Here is a 23,901-nt window from a genome sequence, read left to right as displayed (position 1 = left end):
AGTTTGAATTCGAGCGTGTACTGCGCCCGCTTTGCCTTGACCGTCATCGTTTCTTCTCCTTGCTTGAGTTTACACACTCAGCAAGAGATTCGTTTTTCGGGGGCAAGGTCAGCTTGATCAGCGCTACAGCGCAACAGACCTATCTTAAGGAGACGTTTCATAAGAAAATATGAGACGTGTCCTAAAAAGTCTGAGCGCTCGTCGCACCAGTTCGTTCCCCATAGCATGGAGCTGGCCGCTACACGCTGTCGAAGGCCGTCGCTAGGCCGCATCCGGGCGGCCACTTCGAGGGCGACATGCTATGCTTTTGGGGTCCAGATCACGAGCCGCCGTGAGCGCGCTCGAGACCGCCGAACCACTCTTCGAGGAGAACCCTTCATGTCGATGCGACCCCGTGCCCTGTTTCACCTGACCGTCGGTGGCCTGCTGCTTGGCGGCGCCATCGGCGCGCAAGCGGCGAACCTCGGTTTTCTGAACGACACGCCGATCAGCTACATGAAGCAACGCGACGTCGACTCGATCAAGAGCGCCGTGTTCACTGCCTTGAACGACAAGCAGGACGGCGAAAGCGTGAGCTGGGTCAACGAAGGCACCGGCAATAGCGTGAAGATCGACGCGACGATCAGCCTCGCCAGTACCGCGAAGGATGGCGAGCGTACCTGCCGCGATGTCGGCGTCGTGCTGAATGCGAAAGGGCAATCGATGAACCTGCGTCCGCAGTTCTGCAAACAGGGCAGCGGCAACTGGCAATTGCAGAAAAAGCACTGAGCGTGCGGGCGGGTATGACAATGCGCGCCGGCTTGCCGCCGGCGCAGCCTGAAGCCGTGCGTCCTTGCGGCGCGTTGCGTCGATGAGCGCGCGGGTCGTCTCATGCGGCGTCGTGCTGCTCGACCCGGACGGCCGGGTGCTGCTCGCGCACGCCACCGAAACGTCGCACTGGGACGTTCCGAAAGGGCATGGCGAAGAGGGCGAGGCGCCGCACGTCACGGCGTTGCGCGAGATGGTCGAGGAGACCGGTATCGTGATCGAACCTGGGCGCTTGAAGGATCTCGGACTGTTCGTCTACCGGCGCGACAAGGATCTGCATCTGTTCGCGGCGCGTGCGAGCGCCGACGAACTTGATCTGTCTTCGTGCATCTGCACGTCGCTGTTTCCGCGCCGCTCCGACGGCACGCTGATCCCCGAAATGGACGCATATCGCTGGACCGCACCGGACGAAGTCGAGCGGTATGCGAGCCGCAGTCTCACACGGCTTTTTCAAACCACGCTTTCACTCGCGGAACTGCATCGAATGCTGTAGCGGTGCGGTGGATGAGGCGTTTGGGCTGTGGCACTGGCAGCACCCGCCACCTGCATCTGCCACGTGGCGGTGCCGACGCGCTCAGTCCAGCGCGCGGTCGTTCGGATGCGCGAACAGCGTGCGGTTCTGTTCCGACAACGGAAAATTCAGATTGATGCCGCGCGGCGGAATCGGCTGCGTGAACCACTGGTTGTATAGACGCTCGGCGTCGCCGGCAAGCTGGCCGCGTGCGATCACCCCGTTCACGAGCGTGCGCAGCGGCTCGTCGCCCTTGCGGAACATGCAAGCGTAGACCTCATAGCCGAGCGGCGTGCCGGTTACCACGAAGTCTTCGGGGTGCGGGTCGGTCGATTTGAAACCGTACACGATCGGCTCGTCCATCACGAAGGCCACGGCCCGGTCATCCTTGACCGCGGTGAATGCTTCCGCATGGTCGCGCGCGCTCGTGATGCGCATGTTCAGATGCTTCTCGGTGTTCAGGCGGCGCAGCAGGCGCTCGTCAGAGGTGCCCGCGGTCGTCACGACCGTCTTGCTGGCCAGGTCGGGAAAATCCGTAATGCCGCTGCTCTTGCGCGCGATCATGCGCACCGCGTACTGAAAGAAGCTGTTCGAAAACGCGGCCACGTTTTCGCGTTCCACCGTATGCGTGGTTGAGCCGCATTCCAGATCGATCTGGTTGTTCAGCAACATCGGCGTGCGGTTCGACGAGGTCACGGTGACTTCGTGCACCTTCAGTTGCGGTAGGCCGAGCGTTTTCTTGATTTCGTCGACGATCTGCAGCGCGATGGCCTGCGAGTAGCCGACTGTGCGCGTGCCGTCGAAGTAAGAGAAGGGAATCGACGCTTCTCGCACGCCGAGCACGACCACGCCATCGTCGTGGATTTTCTTCAGCGTGCCGGTGAGTTCGTCCGCGGAAGCGGGGCAGGCGAGCGATGCCGCGCCAAACGCGCCCAGCGCTACGAGTGCGCAGCGCATGCTATGCGCGACGCGTGCGGCGCGGGTTATGCGCGTAGCAGCAGCGGTACGCGCATAACCCGCGCCTCGTGCTGTGTCCCACGCACTTTCCCCGCGACGGGCTGCAACTTTCATCGGGCCTCCCGGACTCGCGCGTGCACGTATGCCGCGCTGTCACTGTCGATGGAACATGATGCAAACAAACGGCGTGCATCCCGCTCGCGAAATGCACGCCGTATTTGACGTCGGTGAGGCAACGTCAGATGCGCTTCGCGCTGTAGTGGCTCCAGCTTACGCCGGCTTGCCCCAACTGTCGCGCAAGCTGACGATGCGGTTGAATACGGGTTTGCCCGGTTTCGAATCGACGCGGTCGGCGACGAAATAGCCGTGGCGCTCGAACTGATAACGCTGTTCCGGCAGCGCGTCGCGCGCACCCGGTTCCAGGTAGGCGTTGACCACGCGCTTCGAATCCGGATTCAGCGCTTCGAGGAAGTCGCGGCCACCGGCATCCGGTTGCGGTTCCTTGAACAGACGGTCGTAGATGCGCACTTCGGCCGGGACCGCGCCTGCCGCGCTGACCCAGTGAATATTGCCCTTGACCTTATAGGTGTTCGCGCCTTCCGTGCCCGATTTGCTGTCCGGGAAGTAGTTGCAGTGGACTGCGACGATGTTGCCGTTCTCGTCCTTGTCCGCACCGATGCATTCGATCACATAGCCGTAGCGCAAGCGCACCTTGTTGCCCGGGAACAGGCGGAAGTAGCCCTTCGGAGGCGTTTCGTTGTAGTCCTCGCGTTCGATCCACAGTTCGCGCGAAATCGGGAACTCCCGAACCCCCATTTCCGGATGATGCGGGTGGACCGGCGCATTGCACGGCTCGGTCACGCCTTCAGGGAAGTTGTCGATGATCAGCTTGACCGGATCGAGCACGGCAGCAGTGCGCGGCGCCTTGTCGTCCAGATCGTCGCGCAGCGCGCCTTCGAACACGCTCATGTCGATCCACGAATCGACCTTGGTGACGCCGATGCGTTCGCAGAACAACTGGATCGCTTCCGGCGTGAAACCGCGGCGGCGCACACCGACGATGGTCGGCATACGCGGATCGTCCCAGCCCTCGACATGGCCTTCGGTCACCAGTTGCAGCAACTTGCGCTTGCTGGTGATCGCATAGGTCAGGTTCAGGCGCGAAAACTCGATTTGTTGCGGCAGCGGGCGCGTGAAGATGCCGGCTTCGGCCAGCTCGTTCAGAATCCAGTCGTACAGCGGACGGTGGTCTTCGAATTCGAGCGTGCACAGCGAATGCGTGATGTTTTCCAGCGCGTCCGAGATGCAGTGCGTGTAGTCGTACATCGGGTACACGCACCATGTGTCGCCGGTGCGGTAGTGATGCGCGAAGCGAATGCGGTAGATGACCGGGTCGCGCATGTTGAAGTTCGGCGACGACATGTCGATCTTCGCGCGCAGCACGTGCTCGCCTTCCTTGAACTCGCCGGCTTTCATGCGGCGGAACAGGTCGAGGTTTTCCTGCACCGAACGGTCGCGGAAGCGCGACGGCGTGCCGACTTCGGAAGCCGAGCCGCGGTTCGCGCGCATTTCTTCGGCCGACTGGCTGTCCACATACGCCTTGCCGCGCTCGATCAGCAGTTCGGCGAATTCGTACAGCTTGTCGTAGTAGTCGCTCGCGAAGTAGAGCTGTTCCTTGCCGCCTTTTTCCCACTCGAAACCGAGCCAGCGGACGGAATCGATGATCGAGTCGACGTACTCGACGCTTTCCTTTTCCGGATTCGTATCGTCAAAGCGCAGATGGCACACGCCGCCGTAGCTGCGCGCCACGCCGAAGTTCAGGCAGATGCTCTTGGCGTGACCGATGTGCAGGTAGCCGTTCGGCTCAGGCGGAAAGCGCGTTTCGACGCGCTGCTCCCACTTGCCGGTGCGGTTGTCTTCGTCAATGATGTTGCGGATGAAATTGGATGCCGCTGGCGCGTCGTTGCGTTCGGTATTCATGCGAGAAGGTGAAAGTCTGTCGGGGACGCGCAATGCGCCCACTTATCCGTCAATTCTACCTGACGCATTCGCTCGCGGCAGGCGAGTGCGGCGCGCAGCCAACGTTTGAGCGGTTTCGGGCGGTTTTTGGGGGCAGGACGAGAACCAGCAAGCTGCGTTTAATGTGCTGTAACAGGAGGTAAAACGTTTTGTTGGCGCGGTCCATGGCGACTTACGATGCGAGCGGCGCACTCTCCACGCGCCGCGCACGGGCAACATGATGTTCGCCCACGGATTTTTTCCCCGGCGCTGCTTTGCGGCCGTGCGGCGCAAGCCAGTCAGCCTCGCCGCACACCCGCGCCCCGCTCAAGCCGTTTCGGATTGCGCTGCCTGTGCCCCGCCGTGTAGCGCCGGGCGAGAGCGCTGCCGGGCGCGCAGGCACCTCACCCATTGGGCCGCCCTGGCATGGACGCTTTCTGTTCGTGCAACATGGCGCTCCTAGTTCCCGGAGTTTCTCGGATGTCCGTCCCGTCGCATGACGCGCCTCGCGCGCCTTTCGCCTCTTTGTCTTTCGCACGGATCGTGACGGCTGCGGCCGTGTTCGCCACGCTCGCCGGCAGCTTCCTCGCGCCGGCCCCCGCACTCGCGAAAACGCCACCGCCAAAGGCCGTGCTGGACGCGTCGGCGGTGGCTGTGCCGGATCGCTACAGCGCCGACACCGCCCAGCAGATCTTCGCCGCCGGCGGCAACGCCGTGGACGCCGCGGTGGCGATCGCCTTCACGCTGGCCGTGACCTGTCCGGACGCGGGGAATATCGGCGGCGGCGGGTTCATGACCGTGTTCATGGACGGCAAGCCGTATTTTCTCGACTATCGCGAGCGCGCGCCGCAACAGGCGACCCGCGACATGTACCTCGACGATAAAGGCAACCTCGTGCCGGGTATGAGCCTCGTCGGCCATCGCGCGGTGGGCGTGCCGGGCACCGTCGAGGGCATGTGGGAAGCGCAGCAGCGCTTCGGCAAGCTGAAATGGAAGCAGGTGCTGGCGCCCGCGATCCGTTATGCCACCGACGGCTTCCAGGTCGACCAGGGGTTGCAGCAGCGCCACGACGTGGCGGCGAAGACTTTCGCCGGCAAGACCAATTTCGACGCCTACTTCTCGAACCTGAAGGCGGGCGTGATGTATCGCCAGCCGGAACTCGCGCAAACCCTCTCGCGCATTGCCAGCGACGGCGGGCGTGAGTTCTACGAAGGCCGCACCGCGGATCTGATCGCCCAGCAGATGTACGGCCACGGTCTGGTCACGAAGCAGGACCTGATTCAATACAAGGCTGTCTGGCGCCAGCCGCTCACCGCCGACTGGAATGGCTACCAGGTCGTGACCGCGCCGCCGCCGAGTTCGGGCGGCGTCGGGCTGATCCAGATGCTGAAGATGAAGGCCGATTTGAAGCCGGCGTTCGAAGGTCTCGAGCTGAATTCCGAGCCGTATATCCATCTGATCGCGCAGATCGAAGACCGCGTGTTCGCCGATCGCCAGCAATACATCGGCGACCCCGATTCGTACAAGGTGCCGGTCGACAAACTGACCAGCGACGCCTACCTCGCGCAACGCGCCGATGAAGTGAAACCCGATGAAGTGCCGGGCGCCACGCCCGTCAAAGGCGGCCTCGGCGACGCGACGCCGGAGAAGGCGCAAACCACGCATTTTTCGGTGGTCGACAAGTGGGGTAACGCCGTGTCGAACACCTACACGCTGAACGGGGATTTCGGTTCCGGCGTGGTGGTGGACGGCGGCGGCTTCCTGCTCAATGACGCGATGGACGACTTCGTCACCAAACCGGCTGCCGCCGGCACGTCCGGCGCCACGGCTGACGACCTGAACACGGTGGCCCCGGGGCGCAGGCCGCTTTCGTCGATGACGCCGACCATTCTGTTGAAGGACAACAAGGTGTCGCTCGTGATCGGTACGCCCGGCGGCTCGCGAATCCTCACGTCGATCTTCCTGGTCATGACCAACCTGTACGATTTCAACATGACGCCGGCCGATGCTTTGGCTGCGATGCGGTTCCATCATCAGTTGCTGCCGCCGAAGACGATCTATTTCGAGCCGTATCATCCGATTACGGGCGAGTTGGCAGATCAGTTGAAAGCCAGGGGCTACACGCTGGAAGGGCAGTCGTTTAACGGCGACGTGCAGATGATCCGTGTCGAAGGGACGACACCCGAGCCGGCGGCTGATCCGCGAGGTGTGGGTGTGGGTCGTGTGATGCATTGAGTGAAAGCGAACTTGAAAAACGAACTGCGACGGGGAACGCAATGAACGGACAAAAACTAAACGTACTCGTGCTGCCGGGCTACCAGAACTCCGGCGCGGGTCACTGGCAGACGCTCTGGGAATCGCTCGCTCCTGCCTTTGTGCGCGTGCAGATGCCTGACTGGGACCATCCGACGCGCGATGCGTGGTGTCGCACGCTCGACGCCGCAGTGGCCGCAGCCGACTCGCCGGTGGTGTTCGCTGCGCACAGCCTGGGCTGCCTCGCGACCGCTTTCTGGGCGTCGCAGTACGCGAGCACTGAGCAGTTGGCCAAAGTGGCCGGTGCATTACTGGTGGCCGTGCCCGATCCCTCCGGAGCACATTTTCCGCAGGACGCCAGCGGCTTTGCACCGGTGCCGCTTGTGCGCCTGCCGTTCGCGAGCATCGTCGTGTCGAGCAGCGACGATCCATACGGCGGTGTGCCGTTTTCGCAGACGTGTGCGAGCGCGTGGGGCAGCCGCTGGATCGATATCGGGCCGCGCGGCCACATCAATGCCGACAGCGGCCTCGGCGATTGGGACGAGGGGCGGCGCTGGCTGGCTTCATTGGGCGAGCGGCGGTGATGGCCTGATTTGCAAAGATTAGGGCGGCGAGTGTAGGGCGGCGAGTGAGCTGGCACCGTCGCCAGCTTCGCAAAAAACCGCCACCGTCCCAGCCGGCCCCAAATCACTCGCCCGCAACGCAGCCGGCCTCAAATCACCGACTGGTCCCGCAACGCCGCAATCCGTGCCTCGTCGTAGCCGAGCACATCGCGCAGGATGCTGTCGGTGTGCTCACCGAGCGTCGGCGGATGGGACAGCGCTTCGGGCGGCGTGCCGCTCATATTGATCGGATTGCGCACCAGTTTGACCGTGCCACCCGACGGATGCGGCAGATCGACCTGCAACCCACGCGCCACGACCTGCTCGTTCTGGAACACTTCGCCCAGATCGTTGATCGGTCCGCACGGTACGCCGGCTGCTTCGAGGGCGGCAATCCATTGTTGTTTGCCCTGCAGACGCACCATGTCGGCAAGAATCGGCACGAGGACATCGCGATTGCGTACGCGCGCCGGATTGGTCGCGAATCGCTCGTCAATGGCGAGTTCGGGGCGGCCGCCCACCTCGACGAACTTGCGGAACTGGCCGTCGTTGCCGACCGCGACGATGATCCAGCCGTCACTCGTCTGGAAGGTCTGGTAGGGCACGATGTTCGGATGCGCATTGCCCCAGCGCACGGGCGGCTGGCCGCTCGCCAGGTAATTCGAATTCATGTTGGCCAGCATGGCGACCTGCACATCGAGCAGCGCCATGTCGATGTATTGGCCTTCGCCGGTGCGGTCGCGATGCGTAAGCGCCGTGAGCACGGCGATGGTCGAATACATGCCGGTCATCAGATCGGCAATCGCGACGCCGGCCTTTTGCGGACCGCCGCCCGGCTGGCCTTCGCGCTCGCCGGTGATGCTCATGAAGCCGCCGATTCCCTGCACGATGAAGTCGTAGCCGGCGCGCTGCGCATACGGGCCGGTTTGCCCAAAGCCGGTCACCGAGCAGTAGATCAGATCGGGCTTTACTTCCTTCAGCGACGCGTAATCGAGGCCGTACTTCTTCAACTGTCCGACCTTGTAGTTCTCCAGCACCACGTCGCTTTGCGCGGCCAGTTCGCGGATGATCCGCTGGCCTTCGGGCGAAGCGATGTCGACGGTGACCGAGCGCTTGTTGCGATTGGCCGCGAGGTAGTAGGCGGCCTCGCGCGTGTCGGTGCCTTCCGGCGTTTTCAGGTACGGCGGCCCCCAGTGGCGCGTGTCGTCGCCGACTTCGGGCCGTTCGATCTTGATCACGTCGGCACCGAAATCGGCGAGTGTCTGCGCGCACCAAGGCCCGGCGAGCACGCGTGTGAGGTCCAGCACGCGGATATGACTGAGAGCGCCCATATTCTTCAATGTCTCCTATGTCGGCCGGAGTTAGCGCTTTAGCTGTCGGCCAGAGTTCGCGCTTTAGCGCGCTACTCTCGGCCCCATGCAAAGCACTTACTCCGGCCCCATGCAAGATTTGTGGTTGGTGACTCCGCGCACGTGGCGCCGCGGATGGGGGCAATCTTAAGCGATTCCCGCGCGCCGGCGTACTCAGCCGAACGGCATAGGACGCGCGGTGCGCCTTGCTATGTCACTCGCTACCCAGCCAAACCTGGCCGAATGGCCATCGGGAGCAGGGCGGGACAGGGCAGCCGCCGCGCACGGGCGCCGATCCCGTATAATCAGTCGTTTAAGAAACAAACAGTTGGCGCATCCCCTTGATGCCGCCGGTAACAGCCAGGGAACTGGCAAACCCGTCCCCCGCACGCTATGAAAGCCGCCGAAATCCGCGAGAAATTCCTCAAGTTCTTCGAATCGAAGGGCCATACGATCGTTCGCTCGTCGAGCCTTGTGCCCGGCAACGACCCGACACTGCTCTTCACCAATTCGGGAATGGTGCAGTTCAAAGATGTGTTCCTCGGCGCGGAATCGCGTCCGTATGCGCGCGCCACGACCGCGCAGCGCAGCGTGCGCGCCGGCGGCAAGCATAACGATCTGGAAAACGTCGGCTACACCGCGCGTCACCACACGTTCTTCGAAATGCTGGGCAACTTCTCGTTCGGCGACTACTTCAAGCGCGACGCGATCCACTACGCGTGGGAATTGCTGACGGGCGTGTACCAACTGCCGAAAGACAAGCTGTGGGTCACCGTCTATCACGAAGACGACGAAGCGCACGACATCTGGGCGAAGGAAGTCGGCGTGCCGGTCGAACGGATCATCCGCATCGGCGACAACAAAGGTGCGCGCTACGCGTCTGACAACTTCTGGCAGATGGCCGACGTCGGGCCGTGCGGCCCTTGCTCGGAAATTTTCTACGACCACGGTCCGGAAATCTGGGGTGGCCCGCCGGGATCGCCTGAGGAAGACGGCGACCGTTACATCGAGATTTGGAATCTCGTGTTCATGCAATTCAGCCGCGACGCCCAAGGCAACATGACGCCGCTGCCCAAGCAGTGCGTCGACACGGGCATGGGTCTCGAGCGTATCGCCGCGGTTCTGCAGCACGTGCACAGCAACTACGAAATCGATTTGTTCCAGGCGCTCATCAAGGCCGCGGGCCGCGAAACCGGCGTGACCGATCTGACGAACAACTCGCTGAAGGTGATCGCCGATCACATCCGCGCGTGCTCGTTCCTGATCGTCGACGGTGTGATTCCGGGCAACGAAGGCCGCGGCTACGTGCTGCGCCGTATCGTGCGCCGCGCGATCCGCCACGGCTACAAGCTGGGCAAGAAGGGTTCGTTCTTCCACCGCATGGTGCCGGACCTCGTCGCGCAAATGGGCGGCGCCTATCCGGAACTGAAGGAAGCCGAGCAACGCGTGACCGACGTGCTGCGTCAGGAAGAAGAGCGCTTCTTCGAGACCATCGAGCACGGCATGTCGATTCTCGAAAGCGCGCTGGCCGATCTGGAAGCCAAGGGCGGCAAGACGCTCGACGGCGAACTCGCGTTCAAGCTGCACGACACCTACGGCTTCCCGCTGGATCTGACGGCAGACGTCTGCCGCGAGCGCGAAGTGACGGTCGACGAAGCCGCTTTCGACGAAGCCATGGCGCGTCAGCGCGAACAGGCGCGCGCGGCGGGCAAGTTCAAGATGGCGCAGGGCCTCGAATACTCGGGCGCGAAGACCACGTTCCACGGCTACGAAGAAATCATCTTCGACGACGCGAAAGTGATCGCGCTGTATGTCGACGGCGCGTCGGTCAAGGAAGTGAGCAATGGCCAGCAGGCGGTCGTCGTGCTCGACCACACGCCGTTCTACGCGGAGTCGGGCGGTCAGGTCGGCGACCAGGGCGTGCTGGCGAACGCGAGCGTGCGCTTTGCGGTAACCGACACGCTGAAGGTACAGGCGGACGTGGTCGGCCATCACGGTACGCTCGAGCAGGGCACGTTGAAAATCGGCGACGTCGTGAAGGCGGAAATCGATGCAGTGCGTCGCGCCCGCACCGAGCGCAATCACTCGGCCACCCACCTGATGCACAAGGCGCTGCGCGAAGTACTCGGCTCGCACGTGCAGCAGAAGGGCTCGCTGGTCGATGCTGACAAGACCCGTTTCGACTTCGCACACAATTCGCCGATGACCGACGAGCAGATCCGTCAAGTCGAAGCGATCGTCAACGCGGAAGTGCTGGCGAACGCGCCGGGCATCGTGCGCGTGATGCCGTACGACGAAGCGGTGAAGGGCGGCGCAATGGCGCTGTTCGGCGAAAAGTACGGCGACGAAGTGCGCGTGCTCGACCTCGGTTTCTCGCGCGAACTGTGCGGCGGGACGCACGTGCATCGCACGGGCGACATCGGACTCTTCAAGATCGTGATGGAAGGCGGCGTGGCTGCAGGTATCCGTCGCGTGGAAGCGATCACGGGCGACAACGCGGTGCGCTTCGTGCAGGATCTCGACGCGCGGATCAATGCGGCAGCGGCCGTGTTGAAGGCGCAGCCGTCGGAACTGACGCAGCGGATCGTGCAGGTGCAGGACCAGGTGAAGTCGCTGGAGAAGGAGCTGAGCGCACTGAAGTCGAAGATGGCTTCGAGCCAGGGCGATGAACTTGCCGGTCAGGCAATCGAAGTGGCCGGCGTGCACGTGCTGGCTGCAACGCTCGAGGGCGCGGACGTGAAAACGCTGCGCGAGACCGTCGACAAGCTGAAGGACAAGCTGAAGAGCGCAGCGATCGTGCTGGCTTCGGTCGAGGGCGGCAAGGTGAGCCTGATCGCCGGTGTGACGGCGGACGCGAGCAAGAAGGTCAAGGCCGGTGAACTGGTCAACTTCGTTGCACAGCAAGTCGGCGGCAAGGGCGGCGGCCGGCCGGATATGGCGCAAGCGGGTGGCACCGAACCGGCGAATCTGCCGGCGGCACTGGCAGGCGTGAAGGGTTGGGTCGAAGCCCAGCTTTGATTCGGGGTTTGATTGGGCCATGCGGGACGCTGGTGGTTTTTGCGTCCCGCATGGCCCATGTTGTTTCTGGCCTTGGCGTGTCGTGCCGTGTCTTGCCGTGCATCAACCCGGCCGATTGCGCTGGCAGTTAGCGTTCCCCGCCACACAGACAAAGCATCAAGTAAAAATTCAAGCCACGCCTACCGGTGCAGTGGCAGGCAACTCCACCCCATCCTCCGCCGACACAAGCGTTTGCCGCAGCGCATTGAGCGCGGACGAAAAATGCCCTCGTCGCCAGACGAGCAGCGTCTCGATCACACCAATATCGGGAAGCTCATGAACCGCGATATTGCTCGCATCCGTTTGCAGATTGAGCACGGATCGCGGCGCCACGGCCACCCCCGCGCCGGCGGCGACACAGGCTACGATCGCATGATACGAACCGAGTTCCAGAACGCGAGCCGGCCTCACGCCATGCTCCAGATACCACTTCTCGATATACGCGCGGTAAGCGCAGCCGCGTTCGAACGCGATCAGCGTCGATAAAGCAATATCCCGTACTTCGCGAATCGGCCGATGGCCTCGCGGCGACAGCATCACCAGCTCTTCGCGAAAAACCGGCACCGTCTCGAACAATTCGCCGAGCGCGGCAGGATCCTGTGGCGTCGCCACCAGCGCTGCATCCACTTCGAATTCGCGGACCCGTTCGATCAGCTTGCCGGTCGTGCCGGTTTCGAGTTCCAGTGCGACATCCGGCCACCGCTGGTGGTAACTCGCGAGCAATCCAGGCAGACGCGTCGCCGCGACGCTTTCCATCGTGCCCAAACGCAAGCGGCCACTCGGACGATCCTCGCGCACGGCATGGCGCGCCTCGTCGGCGAGCGCGAGCAAACGCTCCGCGTAGGGCAGCAGTGTCTCGCCGGCCGGGGTCAGAACAAGGCGCCGGCCGTCACGGATGAACAGGTCGGTGCCCAGTTGCTCCTCGAGTTGCTTGATTCGCGTCGTAACGTTCGATTGCACGCGGTTGAGCTTGGCAGCGGCGCGCGTCACGCCGTTTTCCCGCACGACAGCACGAAAAATGGTCAAGGCGGCCAGATCCACGATTCTCTCCTGGCGATGGTTGATATCCTAATTATTCATTTTTCGTGATTGAAAGGTCAAGCTAATATGGATTGAACAAACCGGCAATTGCCGGCCCGCTTCCACAATCCGTGATGCTCATGATCGATCTCGCTTCCAGAGCGCAAGACACCGTTGCCGAACGTCACGCCGCCCGCCGCGCGGCGCTTGCCTGCATGATCACCTTGGCCGTGGTGCTCGGTATCGGCCGTTTTGCGTTCACGCCGCTCCTGCCGCTGATGCTTCACGGCAGCGCCTTCGGGCAGCCGCAGATCGATATCCAGCACGGCGGCTGGCTCGCATCGGCCAACTACGCGGGCTATTTCGTCGGCGCGATCACCTGTGCGGCGCTGCGGGTCGAGCCGGCGCGCATGGTGCGCGTGGGGCTTGTCGCGACAGTCCTGCTGACGCTGGCGATGGGCGTAACAAGCCAATTCTGGGTGTGGGCCGTCGTGCGCTTCGTCGCCGGCGCGGTCAGCGCCTGGACCTTCGTGTTCGCCTCGCAGTGGGGCTTGCGGCGGCTCGCCGAACTCGGCGCGCACGGGTGGGGCGGTGTGATCTATACGGGCCCGGGCATGGGCATTGTCGGAACGGGTCTGCTGGTCAGCGCTGCGGGCGGCTATGGCGCGACGGTCGGTTGGATCGGTTTCGGACTCATCGGGGCGGTGCTTTCGATCGTGGTTTGGCCCGTGTTCCGGACCGCCCCGGGAGGCGCGACGCGCGCCACAGGCGGGGCAACCACCGCTGCCCGGCAAGCCTTGCCCGAAGGTCACCGCTCCTCTACAAAGCACGCCTGGCACCGCGCCGACGCTTTCTGGCTGATCCTGCTCTACGGCGTGCCCGGCTTCGGCTACATCATCACCGCGACGTTCCTGCCGGTGATCGCGCGCCACGCGCTGCCGGGTTCGTCCTGGCCCGATCTGTTCTGGCCGATGTTCGGCGCGGCCTTGATCGTCGGTGCGCTGCTCGCGGCGCGCCTGCCGGTGCATTGGGACAATCGCACGCTGCTCGCCGGTTGCTACGTGCTGCAAGCCGCCGGTATTGCGCTCGGCATCGTCTGGCCCACCGCGGGCGGTTTCTCGCTCGGCAGCATCCTGATCGGCCTGCCATTTACGGCCATCACCCTGTTCGCGATGCGTGAGGCGCGGCGTCTGCTTGGCGACGAAGCGGCCGGCCTGATGGGCTACGCGACGGCGGCGTACGGCGTGGGGCAGATCGTCGGCCCGCTGGTGGCCGCGCCGATCGCCGAGCACACGGGGTCGTTTTCGCCGGCCTTGTGGCTGGCGGCAGGGACGCTACTGTTGGGCGCGGTCGGCCTGATCGTCGTGGCGCACATGCCGCGAGGCCGTGGCCGCATGCCCGACTGCGGCTGCAACTAACGGTCTTCCTAGGTGGCGCATTCCTCGGCGTTAACTGGTCCCGCAGGCGCAAGCACCAGCACCAGCACCAGCACCAGCACCAGCACCAGCACCAGCAAGGCAAGGCAAGGCAAGGCAAGTTTGTCCCCGCCTTGCGAAGAGCACTTGGGCCCGCTGAACCGCCCACGAGGCAAATGCCTAGCCAAAAAACAAATAACTCCCCGGCGCACTAAAATGACGGCTTTCCCGTCATCTCAGCGCGCCCGTCGCCGGGCGCGCCGCCAGCCATGCAACATTTCGCGTCCGACAACTACGCCGGCATCTGTCCCGAAGCGCTCAACGCGCTGATCGCCGCCAATAACAGCGGCCACGAACCCGCTTACGGCGACGACTCCTGGACCAACCAGGTTTGCGACCGTCTGCGGGATCTGTTCCAGACCGATTGCGAAGTGTTTTTCGTGTTCAACGGCACGGCAGCTAATTCACTGGCGTTGGCGTCGCTGTGCCAGTCATATCATTCGGTGATCTGCCACGAACTCGCGCACATCGAAACCGATGAATGCGGCGGCCCGGAATTCTTCTCCGGCGGCTCGAAGCTGCTGACCGCGCCGGGCGTTGGCGGCAAGCTCACGCCGGATGCGATCGAAGCGGTCGTCACCCGTCGCGCCGATATTCATTACCCGAAGCCGAAGGTTGTCACGCTGACCCAATCGACGGAAGTAGGCACCGTCTACACCGTCGAGGAAGTGCGCGCGATCGCGGCCATCGCCAAGCGGCGTCATCTGAAAGTGCACATGGACGGCGCGCGCTTTGCGAACGCGGTCGCGGCGCTCGACGTGCATCCGTCCGAGATCACGTGGCGCGCGGGCGTCGACGTGCTGTGCTTCGGCGGGACCAAGAACGGTTTGCCGGTCGGTGAGGCTGTGGTGTTCTTCGACCGCTCGCTCGCCGACGATTTCGCCTACCGTCTGAAGCAGGCCGGCCAACTCGCCTCGAAAATGCGCTTCATCTCCGCGCCGTGGCTCGGACTGCTGGACAACGACGTCTGGCTGCGCAATGGGCGTCATGCGAATGCAATGGCGGCCTTGCTGGAAACGAGGTTGCAGGAAATTCCCGGCGTGAGCATCATGTTTCCGCGAGAATCGAACGCGGTTTTTGCGCAATTGCCGGCGCAGGCCGCCAAGGCAATGCGTGCGCGCGGCTGGAAGTTCTACGAGTTCATCGGCGCGGGCGGTTGCCGGCTGATGTGCGCTTGGGACACGCAGCCGGAAACGGTCGAGCGTTTCGCCGCGGAAGTACGCGATTTGTGCCTGGCCTGAAATCGCATCGGCTGCGCGCATGCGACCGGCCTGGCATCGTGAGCTTGAACCGGAAGCTGGAACCAGGAACGAGGCGTACAAACAGCATCGCGCACGCGTTGCTGAATCCGCCGCAGCACGACATTCAACACTGAACAACGCTGCACACAAACCATAAGAGACGACCCACTCGCCATGACCGAACACCGATTTTGTCCGCGCTGCGCTACGCCCTTGATCGAGCGCGCCGATGCCGAACACGAAGGCGGCCGGATCCGCCAGATCTGCCCTGATACAGAATGCGGCTATGTCCACTGGAACAATCCGCTGCCAGTGGTGGCCGCGATCGTCGAATACGAGGGCAAGATCCTGCTCGCGCGCAATGCCGCCTGGCCGGAGGGCATGTTCGCGCTGATCACCGGTTTTCTGGAAAACGGCGAAACCCCGGAAGAGGGCATTGCCCGCGAAGTGCTGGAAGAAACCTCGCTGCACGCTGAGACAGTCGAATTGATCGGCGTGTACGAATTCATCCGCAAAAACGAACTGATCATCGCGTATCACGTGAAGGCGTACGGCACGGTCGCGCTGTCGCCGGAATTGCTCGAATACCGGCTGGTCGAGCCGGCCAAACTGCGTCCGTGGCGTGCGGGCACCGGTCAGGCGCTCGGCGATTGGATGCGGCGGCGCGGCTTGCCGTTCGAGTTCGTCGAAAAACCGGGGCAGTAAGCGATGAACAAACCCGCACCGGCCACGCGCAGCGCCTACCCGCATTTTCTGCCGATCACCTCACGCTGGATGGATAACGACGTCTATGGCCACGTCAACAACGTCGTCTATTACAGCTACTTCGACACGGTGGTGAACGAGTATTTGATCCGCGCCGGCGTGCTCGATTTCGAGCATGGCGCGACGATCGGCCTCGTGGTCGAGACGCATTGCAATTACTTCGCGCCGCTGGTGTTTCCCGAGCGCGTCGAAGCGGGCTTGCGCGTCGTGCGGCTCGGCACCTCGAGCGTGCGCTACGAAGTGGGCCTCTTCAAGGCGGGTGAAGATCAACCCGCTGCCCAAGGGCATTTCGTGCACGTGTATGTGGATCGCGTCACGCGTCGCCCGGTGAGTTTGCCCGCCGACTTGCGCGCGGCGCTCGAACCGCTGACCGTCGCTGTGCAGGCGGAATAGGCGCGTGCAGTCGTTCGTCATCAACCTGCTGAATGGGGTCAGTTACGGCCTGCTGCTGTTTATGCTGTCAGCAGGTTTGACGCTGATTTTCAGCATGCTCGGCGTGCTGAATTTCGCGCACGCGAGCTTCTATATGCTCGGCGCGTACGTCGGTTTTTCGGTGGCGGCGCATGCGGGTTTCTGGAGTGCACTCGTGATCGCGCCGCTGATCGTCGGCTTGATCGGCGCGGCGTTGGAGCGCTGGCTGCTACGCCGCGTGCGTGTGCACGGTCATCTCCCCGAGTTGCTGCTGACTTTCGGAGCCGCGTATCTGCTCGGTGAACTGGTCAAGCTCGGCTGGGGTTTGAGTCCGCTTGGCGCGACTGTTCCGGCCGTGCTCGACGGACCGTTGTTCACCCTCTACGGCGCGGCCTTCGCACGCTATCGTGCCTTCATGATGGCGGTGTCGCTGGCGATGCTGGCGGTGCTCTACGCGGTGTTGCGCGTATCGAAGGCGGGGCTGATCGTTCGTGCCGCGCTCACGCATGCGAGCGCTGTCGAGGCGCTTGGCCACAACGTGCCGCGCGTGTTCACCGGCGTGTTCGCGGCGGGCACGGCGCTCGCCGCTTTGGCCGGCGTGATCGGCGCGCCGCTCTTCGTGATCGAACCGTCGATGGCGGAGTCGCTCGGCTCGATCGTCTTCGTGGTGGTCGTGATCGGCGGCCTCGGCTCGTTGAGCGGGGCGCTGGCGGCATCGCTGATCGTCGGTTGCGTGCAGACCTTCGCGGTAGCGAGCGACGTGTCGTTGGGCGATCTCACAGCCGTATTCGGAGGCGTGCTGCCGGACGCATGGGACACGCTGACGCTCGCGCAACTCGCCCCGTTGATTCCCTATCTGCTGCTAGTCGCGATGCTGGCGCTGCGCCCGCGTGGACTGTTCGGACGGCGTGACGATCATGCGTGAGCCACCCGAAAAGTTTGTTGTGCCGGCACTCAAGCCGCGCTCGATGTTACGCAGGTTCGCGCCATGGCTCGCGCTTGTTCTGTTCCTCGCCGTGCCGCCCTTTGTCTGGCCGCAAAGTTGGCTCCTCGCCTATCTCGCGCAAACCGCGACGATGATCGTATTCGCGCTCTCGTACAACCTGCTGCTCGGCGAAACGGGTTTGCTTTCTTTCGGTCATGCCGCCTATTCCGGCCTCGGCGCACTCATCGCGGCGCAAGTGTTCAATCGCATCGGTGTGCCGTTGGTACTGCTGCCGTTGATCGGTGGCATCGGCGGCGCATTGTGCGGCGTGCTGTTCGGTTTCGTGTCGACCCGGCGTGCAGGGACGGCCTTCGCGATGATCACGCTCGGCATCGGCGAGCTCGTCGCCGCAGCCGCGTGGACGCTGCCCGACTGGTTCGGCGGCGAGGCCGGCGTGCCGATCGATCGCGCGAGTGGGCCGATGCTCGCAAGCTGGAGTTTCGGCCCGGCGCGCGGGGCCTATGCGCTGATCGCACTGTGGTGCGTGCTGGCGAGCGTGGCCATGTTCGTGTTGTCGCGCACTCCGTTTATGCGGCTCGCCAACGCCGTGCGCGACAACCCGGCGCGCGCGGCCGCGATCGGCTGCTATCCGCGCCGCATCCGCTATAGCGTGGTGGTGATGTCGGCGTTTTTTGCGGGTATAGCAGGCACCCTGGGGCTGATCAATGTCGAACTGGTGTCGACGGAAAGCGTCGGCATGATGCGCTCGGGCGCCGTGCTGATCGCGACGGTGATCGGCGGCACAGGCGCTTTTTTCGGGCCGGTCGCGGGCGCGATCGTGCTGACGTTTTTCAGCGTCGCGGTGGCGAGCGTGACGCGGGCCTGGCTGTTCTACCTGGGACTGTTCTTTATCGTCATCGTGGTGGCGTCGCCGGATGGACTGGCGGGCTTCATGCAGCGGCACACGGCACGTGTTGCCGCTTACGGTTGGCGCGTGTGCGGTAAGGCGTATCTATGGGGCGCGGCCTCAGCGGTGTTATGGACGCTGGCCATCGTGCTCGCGGTGCAGTGGGCTTATGCCGCGCAATTCGGCGCGGCCGATGGCGCGGCGTTCAGCGTCATCGGCGTGCCGCTGGAGCCGGCCTCGCCGCATCTCTGGCTCGGCGTCGTGGTGTTCATGCTGGCCGCGCCAGGCGCACTTGCCGCGCACTATGCGCATCGTGCGCAAGCACGTCTTGCCGTGCGCGCCATCGCTACGCCGATCACCGGAGACGCGCGATGATCCCGGCCCTCGCGGTCTACGGTGTCGAAAAACGCATCGGCGCTACGCGGATTCTGCGCGGCGTCGATCTTGCGATCGAGCCCGGCGAGCGTCATGCATTGATCGGGCCGAACGGCGCGGGCAAGTCGACGCTGTTCAATCTGATCGCCGGCGGCGCACGCCCGAACGCCGGGCGCATCGATCTGTTCGGCGCGGAGATCACGCGTCTCGCGCCGGCCGCCATCACGCGCCGGGGTCTCGCGCGCAGCTTCCAGACCACTAGCGTATTCGCGCGTCTGAGCGTATTCGACAACCTGCGCTGCGCGGCCATGCTGGCCGAGCGCGACCGCACGCGCTGGTGGCAGCGTTTTAGCGGCTCACGCACGGTCGATGCGCGCGCCGAGCAGGTGCTCGAAGCCGTGGGGCTGAGTGCGCGCAGAGATATCAAGGCCGGCACGCTCAGCTATGCGGAACAACGCGCGCTCGACCTCGGCCTTGCGCTCGCCGGCGGCGCACACACCTTGCTGCTCGACGAGCCGACTGCCGGCATGAATCGAGCCGAAGCGGCGCGCGCCATCGAACTGATTCGCGCGACCACCGCCGGCCGTACGCTGCTGATGGTCGAGCACGACATGGACGCCGTGTTCTCGATTGCCGACCGCGTTTCGGTGCTGGTTCAAGGCCGGATCATCGCGACCGGCACGCCGGCGGCGATTCGCGCGGATGCGGCCGTGCGCGCCGCTTATCTTGGCGACAGCGTCCGCCCATGACCGCCTTGCTCGACATTCAACAATTGAACGCCTGGTACGGCGCGAGCCAGACCCTGCATGGCGTCAACTTGCGGATCGAAGCTGGCGAAGTCGTCGCACTGGTCGGCCGCAACGGCTCGGGACGCTCGACGCTGGCGCGCGCGATCATGGGCCTCGTGCGCAGCGAAGGCGAGTTGCGTTTTGCCGGCCATGCGCTCGGCGGGCTGCGCACCTTCGAGATCGCCCGACTGGGGCTCGGTTACGTGCCTGAGCATCGCGACGTGTTTCCGACGCTGAGCGTCCACGAGAATTTGCAACTCGGGGTGGCGCCGCGCGCTCGTGGCCGTGCACCGCGCTTCACTTTCGACGACGCCTACGAACTGTTTCCCGTCCTGCGCGAAAGAAAGCGCACGCGCGCCGGCGTGTTGTCGGGCGGCGAACAACAGATGCTAACGCTTGCCCGGGCATTGCTCGGCGACCCCGACCTGCTGGTCATCGACGAACCGGGCGAAGGACTGGCCAGCCTTTTGATGGGGCAGGTCGCGCAGTGCCTGCGGACGCTGCGTGATCGTGGCGTGGCGATGCTGCTGATCGAACAGCGGCTCGTTATTGCGCAAGACATCGCCAGCAGGGTTGCGGTGATGGGGCACGGCGAAATTGTCTTCGACGATGCGCTCGCGTCGTTTGTGAAGCGGCCGGACGTGATGCAGGAATGGCTCGGCGTGGGTTAGCCGCGATGCGTAGCGGAGTCGCGCATAACCGCTAGTTCACCGGCATCACTGCAGCTCACTCAAGGACAGCTCCGAAAGGGCGCCCAAGCCCGGTTTCGCGAAGCCGAACCTGAGCATCCCTCGCAGCCATCCCGCTGCAGTTTTATTGCAGCGCCGCATTCGAATTTGCGGCCATTTTGTTGTCCTGACACGCGCGTCATGCGCTGCGCAATGCACGCGTCTCTCGTTCCACGCCCAACTCGCGCCCCGAATGCCGTTTGAATCCCGTTTGCGTACAGCGCGCTCAAGCCTGATGTGTGGGGCTTTCCCGTGACTTGTTGTAGCGATTCAAACGCTTGATCGTTTGGTGAGCGTCCTCCAGAAATCTTGTCGGCAGCGCGCTGACAAATCAAGACAATCAGGTCAAAGGCGCGCAACGTCGGCACGGTGTTTAAAGCCGACGTATGTGCGACCGACCATGCCGTGCCGGACGCGCAAAAGACGCGCCGCGGCCTCAGGAGGAGACATCATGAAACAGACAGGCGCATTGGGCGAAACATCGGCTGACGGCGTGCAGGCGGAGCCCGCGCTGCGACCGCTTCAAAGAATGTTGTCGCGTCGAGTGGCGCGCTCGCCGCTCGCAGAAACGTGGCGCACGCGAGCTGGCGCCGGTGCCGCGCTGGTGACGGCTGCACTGCTGATGTCCGCGTGCGCCGACGCGAGTTCCACGACCGGCGATGCCGCATCCGCACCGTCGACACAAACGAGCGCCGCAGCGAACGCTGTGAGCAACAACGACAGCGCGCCGACGGCAAAATCTCAACCGGATGGTTCGGGAATCACCGCTAACGCCACGAACGGCGTTGCTACGGCTTCGACCGGCACCGCCGTTGCGAGCGCCGATCAACCCGCCTCCGCGTCGCGCCCCTCGCTCGAACTCGCCAAGGCCAAGCAGCTCGCTGCCGAACAGCGCGTCGCCGCACGCGTGCCAGTCGCGAGCGGCATGACCGAGAAGCGCAACCGTCCGCTGACGCTGCGCGATTCCGGCATCGACGGATCGTTGATGTTTGCGCGCGACGTCGACTTTCGCGTGACCGGCGACATCGGCTTCATGATTCACGACATGGCGGCGACGCTGACTCCGGCACGCGCCGGCCAGCCGATCGTGTTCGACGATCCGACCAGCGTAACGATCAACGTTCACCGCGGCGACGTCACGCTCGACAGCGCCAAGCTCACTGCGATCTTCAATCGCTACCTGTTCCAGTACCAGGGCTCGCCGCTACGCAATATGCGTGTCGTGCCGAAAGACGGTGGCACCTTGCGCATAACGGGCGAAATGCACCGCGACACGTGGGTGCCGATCGTGCTGATCGGTTCGCTGTCGATGCGCAACGCCGACGACCTCGTGTTCCATGCCGATCACGTCGAAGTGGCCGGCGTCGGCGCCGACAAGCTGATGCAGGCCGCGCACGTGAAGATGGCCGACCTGTTGAAAGTGGACACACCGATCGCGCGTCTCGACGGCGACGACGTCGTAATGCAGGTGGCCAAACTCACGCCACCGCCCGCGTTGCGCATGACCATCACGCAAATCAACACCAGTGCGGCAGGTGTGCGCTTCACGCTCGACGACCGCACGGTGCCGAAGATCGACTGGCCCGCGACGATGCCACCGCGCGGGATGCTGGTGCAGGGCGGCGACGTGAAGTTCATGCGTTCGATGCCGATGAACATCGACATGGCGCTGACCCCGCTTGATACGAATGCGCCATTCGTGCTCGACCTGTACCACTACCGCGACCAGATGGCGGCCGGCTACTTCACCTTCGACGAAGCGGGCGCCTTGGACGTGCACTTGCCGTCATATCCGACGCTAGCTAGCGCCTCGAAAGATGCGCCGACGCAGGTGGGCAGCGCGAGCGCGCGCTTTAACGACAGCTTCATTCGCGCGCAGCAGGCGTCGCTTGCGCAGGCGCGCCAGGTCTGGCAACACGTGCCGCCGACGTTGCGGACGGCATCGGTTGCACGCGCGATCCCGGTCGGCACACGGGCGGCATTTGCCGGCCAGAGCATGGCAACGCCCGGCTCCGCGATCAACGACGAGCGGCACTCGTCCGGACCTGCGCCGTTGATTCACGTCGAGAATGTGGACTTCTACGTATCGGGTCGAATCGGTTTTCATGTGCGTTCGCTGGATGCGCAGATGGTGCCGAAGAAGCCGGGCCAACCGGTCGACCTCGACGATCCTGACCAGTACGACATTCGCATCATTGGCGGCGAAGTGGTCGAGCCGTGGCCTGCGATGGCGGCGTTGTTCAACGACTATCTGCTCGACTATGAGCCGCGTTCGCTGAACGATTTGCAGTTGAAGCCGGTGGACGGCAAGTTGGAAGTGACGGGCGGCATCAAGTTGTGGAATCACTTTCCTGGTGTGTGGTTGCCGACGACGATGAACGGCACGATCGTGGCTAAGGATGAGCGGCATCTCGTCTATGAGCCGACCTCGGTGAAGGTGTTGGGCGTGCCGCAGGCGGGGTTATTGCGGGCGCTGGATATTCCGTTGGCGTCGTTGACACCGTTTACACGAAAGGGTGTGGCGTTGAAGGGTAACGAACTGGTGTTCGATCAGTACACCGTGTTTCCGCCGCCCGTTTTGCAGGGGCGGCTGGCTAGTGCGACGGTGACTGATGAGGGGTTGGTTTTGAAGTTCAAGCGGGATGCATCCGTTGTTGCTGCGAGGCCGCCTGTTGGGGCGGCGAAGAGTTTTGTGTGGATCGAGTCTGGGGATGTGAAGATGTTTAATTCGTTGGTCACGAATGCCAGGACTTTTATTCGGGATAGTTCTAATCCTGGGGTTATGAGGTTTGATCTTTATGGATATCGGAGGGATGTTTCCAAGGGGACTGTGAGGATGGGGGAGGATGGGGGATTGGAGGTGGATCTGGCTGCTAGGAAATAGCTTGGGGTTTTTGCCTTCGGCGGCGCTTGTTTGGCCGTGTTCCTGGGGCTTTGGCCTTTCCTTGTTTTGTTAGTGGTCTATTAGCGTTCCCCCTGTGCGGGGGGGCACCTACTTTTCTTTGCCGCCGCAAAGAAAAGTAGGCAAAAGAAAGCGGCTAGAAGCCCCTGCTAAGCGGGTCCCGTGGTCTGCACCGGGTAGTGGTGCGACTGGAATCTGTGTTCGTGCCGCTGCATAAGCTTGTGACAAGGGCGTCATACTTCCGGCGGCGCTACGCGCGCCGAAGAGCCATTCATAAAACCGACCGCTACGTTTTAATGCTCACGCCTCGCCACCGGACCGTGGCTCGTCTTTGCTTCGCCACTGCCACTGCCACTGCCACTGCCACTGCCACTGCCACTGCCACTGCCACTGCCACTGCCACTGCGACTGCCACTGCGACTGCCACTGCGACTGCCACTGCCACCGGCACGCAGCCGTGACCGTGTTTGCGGGGCACCGACAAATCATTTGAAGTGAGGGGTTCCGGAGTGAATGCAGGAGCGCCTCGCCGAGGCGAAGCCGACGGCCCTCACTGCGCGCACCCGAAGCCCGTGGTTTCCCCTGCAGACCCGTCCGCGACGCACGTAGTGCGGAGTGGGAGCCGATGAGTCCTTTGTCACTAGCGCGGAATGTGCGAGAACACGGATTCCAGATGCACCACTACCCCAAGCAGACCACGGTGCCCACTTAGCATTAGCGGTTTGAGCCGCTTTCTTTTGCCTACTTGTATATTCCCTCCTGTGGCGCCGACCCGATCAGTTGTCGCCACATGGACAGTCAGCTCGTCTGCCTAAAGTGCCTCGAGCCCG

General features: G+C 63.5%; 18 protein-coding genes. 14 read left to right on the top strand and 4 right to left on the bottom strand.

All coding sequences use genetic code 11. From position 1 onward, the window contains the following. Positions 1 to 378: 378 nt before the first annotated feature. Both KHO33_RS40505 and KHO33_RS40500 read left to right on the top strand, forming a co-directional pair. A complete protein-coding gene (locus KHO33_RS40505; RefSeq protein ID WP_054036302.1) occupies positions 379 to 768 on the top strand; it encodes an RT0821/Lpp0805 family surface protein in 390 nt (129 codons plus the stop codon). 82 nt (positions 769 to 850) lie between these two features. Continuing rightward, positions 851 to 1,300 carry an NUDIX hydrolase gene (locus KHO33_RS40500; protein ID WP_200568302.1) on the top strand — a complete coding sequence of 150 codons (450 nt, stop codon included), beginning with the start codon at positions 851 to 853 and terminating at the stop codon, positions 1,298 to 1,300. A gap of 81 nt (positions 1,301 to 1,381) precedes the next feature. On the opposite strand, the gene KHO33_RS40495 is transcribed toward KHO33_RS40500, so the two are convergent. Further along, on the bottom strand, positions 1,382 to 2,389 hold the full coding sequence (locus KHO33_RS40495; RefSeq protein WP_200568303.1) for a transporter substrate-binding domain-containing protein: 1,008 nt from the start codon (positions 2,387 to 2,389) through the stop codon (positions 1,382 to 1,384). 156 nt (positions 2,390 to 2,545) lie between these two features. After that, positions 2,546 to 4,255, bottom strand: a complete 1,710-nt coding sequence (locus tag KHO33_RS40490; RefSeq protein ID WP_054036304.1) for a glutamine--tRNA ligase/YqeY domain fusion protein — start codon at positions 4,253 to 4,255, stop codon at positions 2,546 to 2,548. 498 nt (positions 4,256 to 4,753) lie between these two features. On the opposite strand from KHO33_RS40490, the gene ggt reads away from it, so the two are divergent. Then, the gene (ggt, locus tag KHO33_RS40485) at positions 4,754 to 6,508 is read left to right on the top strand and encodes a gamma-glutamyltransferase (protein WP_200568304.1); all 1,755 of its coding nucleotides are present in this window, start codon (positions 4,754 to 4,756) and stop codon (positions 6,506 to 6,508) included. A gap of 41 nt (positions 6,509 to 6,549) precedes the next feature. Next, positions 6,550 to 7,110: an RBBP9/YdeN family alpha/beta hydrolase gene (locus tag KHO33_RS40480; RefSeq protein ID WP_054036309.1), complete on the top strand. Its 561-nt coding sequence runs from the start codon at positions 6,550 to 6,552 to the stop codon at positions 7,108 to 7,110. A 128-nt stretch (positions 7,111 to 7,238) separates the two neighbouring features. Here the strand turns inward: KHO33_RS40480 and KHO33_RS40475 are convergent, their stop codons facing one another. Further along, positions 7,239 to 8,459 carry a CaiB/BaiF CoA transferase family protein gene (locus KHO33_RS40475; protein ID WP_200568305.1) on the bottom strand — a complete coding sequence of 407 codons (1,221 nt, stop codon included), beginning with the start codon at positions 8,457 to 8,459 and terminating at the stop codon, positions 7,239 to 7,241. Between the two features lie 411 nt (positions 8,460 to 8,870). Here KHO33_RS40475 and alaS point away from each other — a divergent pair, with 411 nt between their 5' ends. Continuing rightward, a complete protein-coding gene (gene alaS, locus KHO33_RS40470; RefSeq protein ID WP_200568306.1) occupies positions 8,871 to 11,495 on the top strand; it encodes an alanine--tRNA ligase in 2,625 nt (874 codons plus the stop codon). A 168-nt stretch (positions 11,496 to 11,663) separates the two neighbouring features. Here the strand turns inward: alaS and KHO33_RS40465 are convergent, their stop codons facing one another. Then, positions 11,664 to 12,575, bottom strand: a complete 912-nt coding sequence (locus KHO33_RS40465; RefSeq protein WP_054036313.1) for a LysR family transcriptional regulator — start codon at positions 12,573 to 12,575, stop codon at positions 11,664 to 11,666. A 119-nt stretch (positions 12,576 to 12,694) separates the two neighbouring features. On the opposite strand from KHO33_RS40465, the gene KHO33_RS40460 reads away from it, so the two are divergent. The 9 genes from KHO33_RS40460 to KHO33_RS40420 all read left to right on the top strand — a co-directional run bounded on the left by KHO33_RS40460 (position 12,695) and on the right by KHO33_RS40420 (position 23,053). Then, entirely contained in the window at positions 12,695 to 13,972 is a 1,278-nt protein-coding gene (locus KHO33_RS40460; protein WP_200568307.1) for a YbfB/YjiJ family MFS transporter, read from the top strand. Between the two features lie 266 nt (positions 13,973 to 14,238). Beyond that, positions 14,239 to 15,270 (top strand): threonine aldolase family protein, encoded by a 1,032-nt coding sequence (locus tag KHO33_RS40455; RefSeq protein ID WP_054036315.1) that lies wholly within the window; start codon positions 14,239 to 14,241, stop codon positions 15,268 to 15,270. 174 nt (positions 15,271 to 15,444) lie between these two features. Beyond that, positions 15,445 to 15,975: an NUDIX domain-containing protein gene (locus KHO33_RS40450; protein WP_200568308.1), complete on the top strand. Its 531-nt coding sequence runs from the start codon at positions 15,445 to 15,447 to the stop codon at positions 15,973 to 15,975. Between the two features lie 3 nt (positions 15,976 to 15,978). Further along, complete coding sequence (locus KHO33_RS40445) at positions 15,979 to 16,428, top strand: acyl-CoA thioesterase (RefSeq protein ID WP_200568309.1); 450 nt, start codon at positions 15,979 to 15,981, stop codon at positions 16,426 to 16,428. A 4-nt stretch (positions 16,429 to 16,432) separates the two neighbouring features. Beyond that, complete coding sequence (locus KHO33_RS40440) at positions 16,433 to 17,371, top strand: branched-chain amino acid ABC transporter permease (protein WP_054036322.1); 939 nt, start codon at positions 16,433 to 16,435, stop codon at positions 17,369 to 17,371. After that, a complete protein-coding gene (locus tag KHO33_RS40435) occupies positions 17,364 to 18,653 on the top strand; it encodes a branched-chain amino acid ABC transporter permease (RefSeq protein ID WP_200568310.1) in 1,290 nt (429 codons plus the stop codon). The genes KHO33_RS40440 and KHO33_RS40435 overlap by 8 nt, the downstream gene beginning before the upstream one ends. Next, positions 18,650 to 19,402, top strand: coding sequence for an ABC transporter ATP-binding protein (locus KHO33_RS40430; RefSeq protein WP_200568311.1), 753 nt, complete (start codon positions 18,650 to 18,652; stop codon positions 19,400 to 19,402). The genes KHO33_RS40435 and KHO33_RS40430 overlap by 4 nt, the downstream gene beginning before the upstream one ends. After that, on the top strand, positions 19,399 to 20,112 hold the full coding sequence (locus tag KHO33_RS40425) for an ABC transporter ATP-binding protein (protein ID WP_200568312.1): 714 nt from the start codon (positions 19,399 to 19,401) through the stop codon (positions 20,110 to 20,112). Before KHO33_RS40430 ends, KHO33_RS40425 begins: the two co-directional genes overlap by 4 nt. Positions 20,113 to 20,620: 508 nt before the next feature. After that, on the top strand, positions 20,621 to 23,053 hold the full coding sequence (locus tag KHO33_RS40420) for a hypothetical protein (RefSeq protein ID WP_407946223.1): 2,433 nt from the start codon (positions 20,621 to 20,623) through the stop codon (positions 23,051 to 23,053). The last annotated feature ends 848 nt before the right edge of the window (positions 23,054 to 23,901 follow it).

It is taken from the genome of Paraburkholderia nemoris (assembly GCF_905221015.1).
GTDB classification, from domain to species: domain Bacteria; phylum Pseudomonadota; class Gammaproteobacteria; order Burkholderiales; family Burkholderiaceae; genus Paraburkholderia; species Paraburkholderia nemoris.
The sequence above is the reverse complement of the archived record's forward strand: the minus strand, read 5'-3'. Positions and strand labels throughout refer to the sequence as shown.